This is a genomic window from Aphanothece hegewaldii CCALA 016 (assembly GCF_003007785.1).
GTDB classification, from domain to species: Bacteria; Cyanobacteriota; Cyanobacteriia; order Cyanobacteriales; family Microcystaceae; genus Chroococcus; species Chroococcus hegewaldii.
Genome location: NZ_PXOH01000063.1, coordinates 1 through 10,239 on the forward strand (window position 1 = coordinate 1; position 10,239 = coordinate 10,239).

9 protein-coding genes are annotated in these 10,239 nt (G+C 36.1%); 1 reads left to right on the forward strand and 8 read right to left on the reverse strand.

Features of this window, described 5'->3' with window-relative positions; translation table 11 throughout:
• Positions 1 to 114: 114 nt before the first annotated feature.
• From C7H19_RS24225 to C7H19_RS24260, 8 genes are all read right to left on the reverse strand, one after another.
• The gene (locus tag C7H19_RS24225) at positions 115 to 1,314 is read right to left on the reverse strand and encodes an anion transporter (protein ID WP_245927767.1); all 1,200 of its coding nucleotides are present in this window, start codon (positions 1,312 to 1,314) and stop codon (positions 115 to 117) included.
• Between the two features lie 60 nt (positions 1,315 to 1,374).
• Complete coding sequence (locus tag C7H19_RS24230; protein ID WP_106459478.1) at positions 1,375 to 2,892, reverse strand: EH signature domain-containing protein; 1,518 nt, start codon at positions 2,890 to 2,892, stop codon at positions 1,375 to 1,377.
• A 27-nt stretch (positions 2,893 to 2,919) separates the two neighbouring features.
• Entirely contained in the window at positions 2,920 to 3,567 is a 648-nt protein-coding gene (locus tag C7H19_RS24235; RefSeq protein ID WP_106459479.1) for an OmpA/MotB family protein, read from the reverse strand.
• A gap of 2 nt (positions 3,568 to 3,569) precedes the next feature.
• A complete protein-coding gene (locus tag C7H19_RS24240) occupies positions 3,570 to 5,573 on the reverse strand; it encodes a hypothetical protein (protein WP_106459480.1) in 2,004 nt (667 codons plus the stop codon).
• A gap of 12 nt (positions 5,574 to 5,585) precedes the next feature.
• A complete protein-coding gene (locus C7H19_RS24245) occupies positions 5,586 to 5,927 on the reverse strand; it encodes a hypothetical protein (protein ID WP_106459481.1) in 342 nt (113 codons plus the stop codon).
• A gap of 261 nt (positions 5,928 to 6,188) precedes the next feature.
• Entirely contained in the window at positions 6,189 to 6,542 is a 354-nt protein-coding gene (locus tag C7H19_RS24250; protein ID WP_106459482.1) for a DUF1257 domain-containing protein, read from the reverse strand.
• Positions 6,543 to 6,695: 153 nt separating this feature from the next.
• The gene (gene ycf46, locus C7H19_RS24255) at positions 6,696 to 8,207 is read right to left on the reverse strand and encodes a stress-responsive protein Ycf46 (protein ID WP_106459486.1); all 1,512 of its coding nucleotides are present in this window, start codon (positions 8,205 to 8,207) and stop codon (positions 6,696 to 6,698) included.
• Between the two features lie 78 nt (positions 8,208 to 8,285).
• Entirely contained in the window at positions 8,286 to 8,636 is a 351-nt protein-coding gene (locus C7H19_RS24260) for a slr0373 family blue light stress response protein (protein WP_106459483.1), read from the reverse strand.
• Positions 8,637 to 8,977: 341 nt separating this feature from the next.
• Between C7H19_RS24260 and C7H19_RS24265 the strand changes: the two genes are divergently transcribed.
• A complete protein-coding gene (locus C7H19_RS24265) occupies positions 8,978 to 10,204 on the forward strand; it encodes a tyrosine-type recombinase/integrase (protein WP_106459484.1) in 1,227 nt (408 codons plus the stop codon).
• The last annotated feature ends 35 nt before the right edge of the window (positions 10,205 to 10,239 follow it).

A 10,239-nucleotide genomic window follows, 5' to 3' on the forward strand; every position in this document is an offset into this window, starting at 1 on the left:
TAGATAATTTTCTAAATGTGCTTTTCTTCCCATTCCCACAGTCTATCAGATAAATGGGTTCTCTTTTACGGATTTGGTATGATTTGAGTAGTTTCATATTATTTTTGCCTTGTATTATATAATCCAAAAATAAGCTAAAATAACAGTAATAATCGTTAAAGGTAAGCCAAATTTTAGATGTTCTTTAAAATCGAGATGATAGCCTTTAATAATTGCTGCTTCGGCAACAATGAGATTAGCAACTGAACCAAATAAAGTTAAGTTTCCTGCTAAAGTTGAACCTGCTGCTAATAATAACCAATAGGTTGTATTATTCTCTTCGATAAATGGTTTTAATACCAAAACTGCGGGAACATTAGAAATTAGGTTAGAAAGTAAAACTGTAATTCCTAAAAATTTTAGTGAATTGTTAGCTAAAAGAGTTAAAGAATTAAATAAATTTAGTTTTTGTGTAGCATGAGTTAAAACAAATAAACCTGAAAACATTATTAAAACATTCCAGTCAATTTGTTGAAAGACTTTTTGAGGTTTAATTCTTCGCGTAATCAGTAATAATGCGGCTGCGGTTAGTGATGCTATTCCTAATGGAACTCCAATGGCAAAAGCAATTAATAAACCACTGGTAATAATTAAAGTTTTTCTGAATAAAGGTTTGACTAAACGATAGGAAAATTTAGGAATAATTGAAATTTCTTGTGTTGAACGAACTTCGGGATAAATTAACCACAATAAACCGATTTGTATTAATAAACTGATTAAAGCTAAAGGAAGTAAAGCTTTAGAAAAATCTAAATAACTAATTTGAGAAAATGATCCGATTAAAATATTTTGTGGGTTGCCACTGAGAGTAGCGACAGATCCCGAATTTGTTGCAGCCGCTAAAGCGAGTAAATAGGGAATGGGATTAAGTTTTAAAGCTTGTGTTAAATGAATGACTAAGGGTGTAAAAATGAGAGCGATCGTATCATTAAGAAAAAACGCCGATAATATTCCACTACCAAAGGTTAATAAACACAGTAAACCAAAGGGACTACGAGTAATTTTTAATAAAGAAGTTAAGATTAATTGGAAAAATCCTGAATAGGCTAAATTCGCATTAATCACCATCATACTGAGCAAAAAAATGATCGTATTTGCGTCAATTGCTTGCCATGCTTCCTCTAGAGTAAATACTTGTAGCGTAATGATAAAAGCAGCCCCAACAAGTGCGATCGTTGCTCGGTTCATGCGTAGTCCAGGAAACTGACCTAAAGCTAATCCTAAATAGGTGAGAAAAATAACTAAATATTGTAATATCTGGACAAATTTAGTCAACTGTTCGATTTACCTTGCTAAAGTTAATTGGGTTTGGAGACCAAACCCCTACAATTGTACCTATTCTTTTTGCATTGAGCAGTAGTGACGCGCTTCTTCGTCAAGCTCTTTAATTTTTCTACGCCATGCAGTTAAATTTCTTTCACGTTCAGTGATTTTTTCTGATGAAGGTTTAGGTAGTCCTGTTGTAAAATTGTACCTGTTATGACGTGAATCAAGACCTTTAAAAGTTTTGGTGTTTTCATTTGGAGTAATTCCATTTTTTCTAAGCAACTGTTCAGCAGAACCTTGCCATAAGTACATATGATCGTGAACTTCGCCACCTAAGCAGCGCAATTGTTTAAGTGATAATTCCGCAGAAGTAAATAATTTTGATTCGATGTCAGGATAATGATAACGGTTAAATAAACGCATTTCGCTACCAGCACCACGAAAGAACTCAATCACAAAATAATCACCAAAGTCGAAGATACAAACTTCTGTCGGATCACTATTATCGGAAATAAGGATATCAATATCACGTTTTAACTGATCACTAATCCAATTTTGTGATTCTAACGGAAGTAAAATACGCAAGCGTTCAAAGTTATCGCTATAATTTGACCAAAAATCCCTACGTCTTCTAAGTTGATTGATTTGAGAGTTTAGTTCATTAGATTTTCGGCTACCATATTTAGACTGTGCTAGAGATGAATTTAACTGTTGTAAAAGCACATTTACTAATGCTTGAAAATCGCTCCAAGTTGAAGTATTTAAGCATTTAAGTAAAGCAGCTTGAGCATTAGCTGATAATTGGTGCCACTTAGACTGTGGGGTACGCGGTCCATAACTTTGACGCAACCATGTCACAATTGAAGAAAAACTACTAACTTTACTAACAGGAATTGTGGTGAGTAGCTGCTCAATCTGGTGATTTTGTTGTTCAAAGGATATTTGTTTAAAACAATTCAACAACCATTCTGGCTTATGGTTTTGTGCAAATACTTCTACAAAGGGGTAATTAGCTTGTCTAAGTGCTGGTATTGTGCTTGGAAGTTGTTTTTGTTGTAGTAGCTCCCAAGGAGTGAGTAAGGATTGAATTGATAATTGAGTTAAGTTTAAATAATTTTCGTCTGCGATCGCTTGTATAATTTGTATTGTTATGTGTTCTTTTTCAGGAGCTTGATCAGCAAAGGTTGAGAAGTTCTGTACTAATTCTGGTGAAATAATTAATTGTGGTGAACTGTATTCAAGTACCATTAGCCATAGTAAAAGACGTTTTAGCCATAAATTTTCTAAGGCAAATCTCCAGATTTTTTGAGAGGTAATATTTCTCTCATCAAGACTCATCAACTCCCATTCAGTTTGATTGTATAAGCAATATATCCATTCTAGCGGTTTAATTTTATGAGCATTATTATGATAAATTTCCTGTATAATTTCATCATAGGTACGAAAATTTTCTTCTTGTTCATTTAATAATTTAAAAACTGACTTCCCAATTTTTGAATTAAACAAATGCTTACTTAACTGATTAACTTTGCTAGGAAAATTTACAGTAGGATCTTTTAAGGACAAGACTCGAAAAGAATAAGACATAATAATTTTATTTATTAACTCTAAAAATTATTTTTTTTGATAATTTTCTAAAAATTTTTCTCCTTTAAATTGAAATCTAAATGTTACTTTTCTGTCTGATGGTTCGTCATATTTCTGTTGAGATTCAATTTCACCTCTTCCTGCTGTCATGATTTTTTGACTCAACTGTGATTTTGTTGAAAATTTCATTTCTGGTGAAAAAATATATTCAGCAACAGAATATGAACGTAATAAGCTTAGTTTCAAATTCGTTTCGTAATTTCCTGCGGAACTTGTGTGACCTTCTATAATTACTCTTGTAATTTCTTCTTCAAAAAGTGGTTTAGAAAAAATTACTTGACTATAAACAGGAATAAAAGATTGCAGAAATCTTTTGCCTTCTGGTTTTAGCTCAGAGCTATTTTCATCAAAAAGGATACTATCTCTAATACTCACATCTCCTGTTTCTGGATTAACTTTTACATCTACATTATTGTCTTTTAAAGCGTCTAAAACTGTTCCAATTACAATTTTTTGTGTTTTCTGCATTTCTTTTAATTGAACTAATACAGTAATGAAGAGAAGTGCAAAAATCATTAGTAATCCAGACATTAGATCGCCAATTGAAAGTAAAACGCTCGAATCTTCTTGATCATTTACTGCTGAATCTTGTCTCCAGTTTGACCAATCATTCATGATTAAATTTCCTCCTGATTACGACGATTATATTCAGCCGATACAAGATAGTTAGCAGCTTGTAATAGTCGATTAGAAATATTAGCCGTTGCTTCATCAGCCTGTGTGAAAAATTGTCTTTCTGAATCATAAGCTCTTTCTAAATAATTTGTTAGATGTTGGTTACTCATTTCAAGTGATTGATTTAAACGAGAAATTAAATTATCATACGCCTTTTCAATTCGTTGGCTTTCATTACCGAGAACATGAGTAATATCTTTAATCTGTGCTAATCTTTCAACTGATGTTAAACCAACGGCACTAGCTAAATTACTAACTACTTTCACCGTATTAGTTATTTGATTTAAACTAGCTTCGGTTTCTTTAATTACATTTTGTCTTCTTTGAATTTCTTGCTCAAAAACAGATTGTAAATTTTGCACGACTGTATTTAATCCTTGACGTTGCTCTCCTAATGTTCCTTCTAGTAATTGATTTTGGTTGTAAAAAAATTCTTGTAAAGCGGCTTGATAGTTGTGACGAAATTCTTCTAACTCTTGCTGAACTGTGACTCGCGTTTGCTGCAATAAAGTATCGATATTTGAAAGTGTGGCGATTAAATTTTCTCTTGCTTCATTCATTAAGCGTGATGCTTCATTTCCAGTGGTAGTAATAATAGTTACGGTACGCTCTTGGAATTCTTGAAGCATTTGTCGTTCTATTTCCGATTGAGTCTGTAACGCTTGTTGTAAATCTTCTCGAATTAAACGAAAAGTTTCTGCTGTTTGGGTGGCACTAATCTCAAAAGCATTTCTTTGACCATCCATTGCTTGTATGCTGGAATTAACAGCAACTTTTAGTTCTGCTGAAACATTTTCTAATACTCCCTGAGTTTCAGTCCGAAATTGCTCAAAGATGATTCGTAATTCACTTGCAAAATTCTGTAGTTCATTTAATGTTTGTGTTTGAAAGTGTTGTATTGTATCAACTGATGCGGCAAGACTATTGCTAAGTTCTCTAACTGCTCCCGATGCCTCCTGAGTTAGTTGTGCGCTTTTTTCAAGTTCTGCAATAATCGGTTTGATTAATTGTTCTCTTTGTTCTTCGATTAATTGCCTCAACATTTCCTGTCCTTGGTCTGCTTTAATCTCTCTAAGTGCTGCTAGTTCATCTTTGATTTCTTGGAAAACAGGTGACATCGCTTGTCCAACTGCACTACCTATAGCTTGAGGACTAAGCTGTTTTTGCGTTTCTATTAAGTTATTGAAACCTTCTTTAAGCGTTTGAGCCGTTTCGCTGAGTTGTGTTGCGGCTCTTTCATTTGCTTCAAAGTTTAAATGGTATAAAAGTCGTCCAGGTGTTTCTAAAAAAGCGATTTTATCTAATTCACTCCGTAGCTCGACAATATCAGAGCGTCTATCTTTTTCTTTATAGGCTAAAAAAATAGTAAAAATACTACTAGAACCTAATCCCATTAGAGATGTTGAGAAAGCTGTTTTCATTCCCTCCAGAAGCTGCACACTAGAAGCAAGTAAATTAGAACTATCTTGACCAACTGATGTGAGGGAAATTTTTGATAATCCTTCTTGAATTCCATAAAAAGTTCCTAAGACTCCCAGAGCAACGAGAATACTAGGAATAAATCGTAAAGAACTGCTAGGAGTTGAGCGAGCTAAAACTAATGGATATTGTAATAAGATAAAGCGACCATTCTCCATTTTTGCGATAAAATTATTCTGCTCATCCACCTTTCCAGCAAAATGTTCTTTTATCCAATTTATATACGAAGAATCTTTGTCTGAAATTGTTACATTACTACTGTAGCCATTGTGTTTTTGAGCTTTAATTTTTTTTAAATCATTAATAATTTCTTTAATTGGCTTTGTTTCTTTCTTATAATCATTTCGATATTTTCTAACTGAAAGAGCCTCAAAGCAAATAGCAATTACTAACAAGCCTAAAGTTAGCACGTGAAAAATACTATTTTGCCACACAATCGACAAAAAAGTGCTGAGAAGATTCACCATAAATTTTCCTGATTAAATTCGAGTAAATTTTTTAATTTCTTGTGGTGTTAAAACTGACTGAGCTATCCTGACGGGAAGATGCGCTGCATTCCAATAATTTTCTACAGGTTCGCACAAAATAAGGCCGTAAAGTTCTTCTCCTTGTGTATCTAAGTCGAGTTGTAGATAAACTTTTTCAGGAGCATAACTGCGTAAAAGTCGCACCTGTAGACGTGTTTTCAGGTTGCCCAGAGATTGAGCAATAGTTGTTAAGCTATCGGCTATTTCTATTTGACTAGCAACTTTCCAAGCATGATTGACTGTATTGATCTCTTGAACTAGCTCTTCGATGGAAACAGTAGTATGATGAATCACAAAACCTTCCGTTTTGAAAGGTTCGTTAAGCTAAATAAAGACAAAGCTTACCTGCACTTAAATTTGTTTGTTCTATTATAGAATTCCCAAAAGTGCGGCGATAATAACAATTTTTCAGGCAATTTTCTAGTTTTTTTTTAATTTATACCAAATCCATTCATAAATCGGGTCCCCAGACCAAAACCCTACAAAAAAACGCACAGAAAAAAGGGTTAACCAGAATGCAGGTCAACCCCTCGGCTTGGGAACGCGCTATAAATCTTAGTTTTGAACAACTAGCTTCACGTTAGCGTTGTTTAGACCGCGCTGTTTAACTTCTGCTAAGGTTTTGTTAACAGCATATTTTTGATTGATTGAGTTGATCAATTCGGTTTGGTTGTGTTTTTTAGCAACGCCCCACAAGTCAGCGATGAGGTCAAAGGAACCGTCGCTATTGCGAGACCAACCGAGATCATATTCACCTTCTAGAACTGCCACTAAGTCGGCACGAATGCGCTGACCGTTGTAGCCACGAACATCAGCTTCGGTTTTAACGTTGATACCTAAATCCTTTAAGGAAGCTTTGAGGATTTCAGAATCGGTGATTTTAGTCCGTAAAGTGCTGAAATGAGACATTGGAATTTCCTCCGGTAGACAACAATGAACAACAACAATTGAGAGTTTGAGAGTTTAAATGTACCGCCTTTTATGAGATGATAGCGGTGTTTTGTGAGTGCTGCTAGCTTTATTGCTAGCCTTTCGACCTGTTGGGAGCAGGATGAAAGTCTGTTAGAACTCCATTCGCTGATATTCAGCAACGGAGGCTGAGGCAGGTCTTGCCCGTTGGCGGGCCCAGTCTCGAAGGGCTGTAACCTGTTCAGTCATGGTACGCGATAGGGGCAAGGTGGATTTGATCGAGGCGATGATGTCAAGTTGGGTAAACTCCCTGTCTTGGGCAAATGCCTCATACATCGCAGCTACGATCGCTTGCTCTATTTCTGCACCAGAAAATCCATCAGATACCTTGGCTAACTGCTCTAGATCGAAGCGTGTGATATCGGAGCGACGTTTGCTAAGGTGAATATTAAAAATAGCTTGTCTTTCGTCTGGAGTGGGTAGATCGACGAAAAATATTTCGTCAAATCGTCCTTTTCTTAAAAATTCCCCCGGAAGTCTTTCAATGCGGTTCGCCGTTGCCATCACGAATACAGGTGATGTTTTTTCTTGCATCCAAGTGAGGAATGAACCAAAGATACGGCTTGAAGTACCGCCGTCGGAGTCCGCAGAACCTGTACCACCTGCAAAAGCTTTATCTAATTCATCGATAAAAAGAAGAGTAGGTGAAACAGATTCAGCCGTTTTGAGGGCATTTCTAAGGTTTGCTTCAGAACGACCAACCATTGAGCCATCATAGACTCGCCCCATATCTAACCGAAGTAAGGGTAAACCCCATAGGCGAGATGTGGTTTTAGCGATGAGTGACTTTCCACAGCCTGGTACACCTAAGATTAACATCCCTTTGGGCTGGGGTAAACCATATTCTCTAGCGCGTTCGGTAAAGGCGTTAGAACGCTGCTGTAGCCATTTTTTTAATTCTTCTAGTCCGCCCACTGCGTCAATGGTTTCGTCTTCTTCGATGAATTCTAGAATTCCATTGCGTCGGATTAGTTGTTTTTTCTCTGATAATACAATGTCGACTTCTTCTTCCGTTAGCTTACTGGCTTTAACGTAAGCTTTACGATAAACTTTTTCTGCTTCGTCTTTGGTTAATCCAAGTGCCGCTTTGAGTAATTTTTCTCGTACTTCTGTGGTGATGCGACGAGTTTTATTTTTTTCTAGGTGTTGGGTTAAAACTTGATTGAGTTCGGTTAAGTCGGGTAGAGGGAAATCAATGACAGAAACATCTTTTTCTAACTCGATGGGGATCTCTTGATAGGGTGACATCAAGATGATAATCTTTTCTGTTCCTTTGAAAGAAGCGATCGCATCTCTTAGCCAACGCGTTACCGCCGCCGAAGTGATAAACGGATGCAAGTCTTTAAATATGTATATTCCTGCTTCTCTTTGTCTTACTGTCCATTCGATCGCTGCTTCTGGAGAAACAGTATTATGCTGTGTCGCTTGTCTGGGTTGCCCATATTCCACTATTCCGTGAGTTACCGTCCACACATACACTCGCCGATGTTGTGTATTCATCTGAGCTATTTTTGTAATTGCTTGCTCTGCCCGTTCCTCTTCGGATGTGACGAGGTAGATCAGGGGGTATTGAGCTTGAACTAAGATATTGAGCTCTTCTTTCATGGCATCGACCTTGTGTAATGGTTCAACGGTTCGATTTGGCAAGATTCGATTTGGTGAGAGCGGGGCTAAACTTTTACTTTAGCAGGGAACTAACTCCGCTTCTCCAGAAGCATTTTCTTTTGTACAGACTGGTTCTGGAATTTCGATCGGGAAGTCGTCTGTTATGACACTTGGCTGATGCTTCAAAGAAACTAGGGTTCCCTCTCTCATCACCATCGCTGCTTCACATTCTGGACAAACATGAACTTGATGGGTTTTGCCATAGGTTGCTTCCTCTATCTCTTGTACTTTATCAGGGTACTTTAAATAAAAGGCGATCGCCCTCTCTACAACGGCAGACATTGATTCTTCATCAATAGCCGCTCTAATTTTTAGTTGACGATGGACTCCTGGGGGAAGATATAGTGTGACTTTTTGCTTATCTTGCATATCACTCTAATTGGTGTTACCCGGGTATGCCTCTTTAACTTATCGGTTTTTTTTTGCCCTGTCAAGCTGTCATGATGGTATGACAGCATAATTGTTACATTTCTTAATCTTGTGGCTAAAAGAATGATGACGCGGCGGGATAAACTCACCTCACTCGAAAGCTTGAAAACTATAAATGACAAGACTTACAAAGATTAAAGGTAAATTTTTTTTAGATAGGATTCAATCTTTAACGATTACGGTAGAACGCAAACTTAAAGAATTTTTAACGGACTAATAAGGAATAGACTGATTTTGGGAGTAGTAATTACTAGAAATTTACTAGAAATCTACTAGAGATTATGGATGTCAAAATCGGAACCGACAAAGGTGTACTACGTTTACAGTTCAGCACCAAAGTTTCACAAACTTACTACAACAGAAGACAATTTTACAAAAGCCTCAACAGGACGGATGAACCTGATAACCGCCAATGGGCTTTAGACATCTGCCGAAAAATTCAAATCGATCTAGACCACCCTGATAACTTGTTTGACCCAACATTGGGGAAATATCTAGGCTTTAAAGTTAATCTCAGTTTTCTTGAAAATACCCAAGCGGTAAAGCTAGGGGAATTGTATGAGGAATACATCAACTGGAAGTTTAAATGCGGAAAAATTGCCGAAACCACTTTCTTAACCACATACAAACGGATGTATTTCAATTGGCTTAAACCCTATTTAGAAGAAGCATCTAGCGCAGAGTTAGTTAATAAAATCGCTCAAGACCTATTAGCTCAAGGTGCTTGTAAAATCAACATAAAAAGGCTGTTTTCTGCTTTATCTGATATGGGAGATAGAGCCGTTAGAAAAAAAACACTTACCAAAAATTATTTTTATGAACTTAAAGAGATAGATTTAAGAATTACCAAAAAATCTAATCAGCTTTTAGAAGAAGAAGATTATCGCGCTTTTACCCTAGAAGAAAGAGACATAATCTTAAATGCTTTTAGGGCATCTTCTAACAAGAAAACAGCACACATCGCTGATTTGGTTGAGTTTTTATTTTTAACAGGTTGTAGGATGGGTGAAGCTTTCGCCTTAAAGTGGAATGATATTAAAAAAGAATCAATCGTATTTGATGAAAGCTATTCCTCAGAGACAAAAATCACCAAAGAACCGAAAACCAAAGTTATCCGAATTTTTAGAACAAAAGGATATCAAAGGCTTACTGACCTCTTGAATAAAATTAAAAGTAATAAGGTTAAAACAGACAATAATGACTACGTTTTCCTAAATATCAACGAGCAACAATATGAACGCTTTCAACTAAATGACTTATGGTATGGAAAAAATACTGTTAGACGCGGTGAAAAAGTTTTGATTGATGGAATTGTTAAGCAATTAGCCAGAGAAGGTAAAATCTCTCAGTATTTAAAACCTAGTTCAACCCGTCATACTTTTATTACACTTCAAGCTCAAGCGGGAGTTGATTTAAAACTTTTAGCTGATAGTTGTGGAAACTCAGTCGATACGATTTATGACCATTATTTAGGAGCGAATCGAAATGCAGTTTTTATCAATATGTAGTGACATTTAAAGAAATCAAAGTTACTATAGAAATG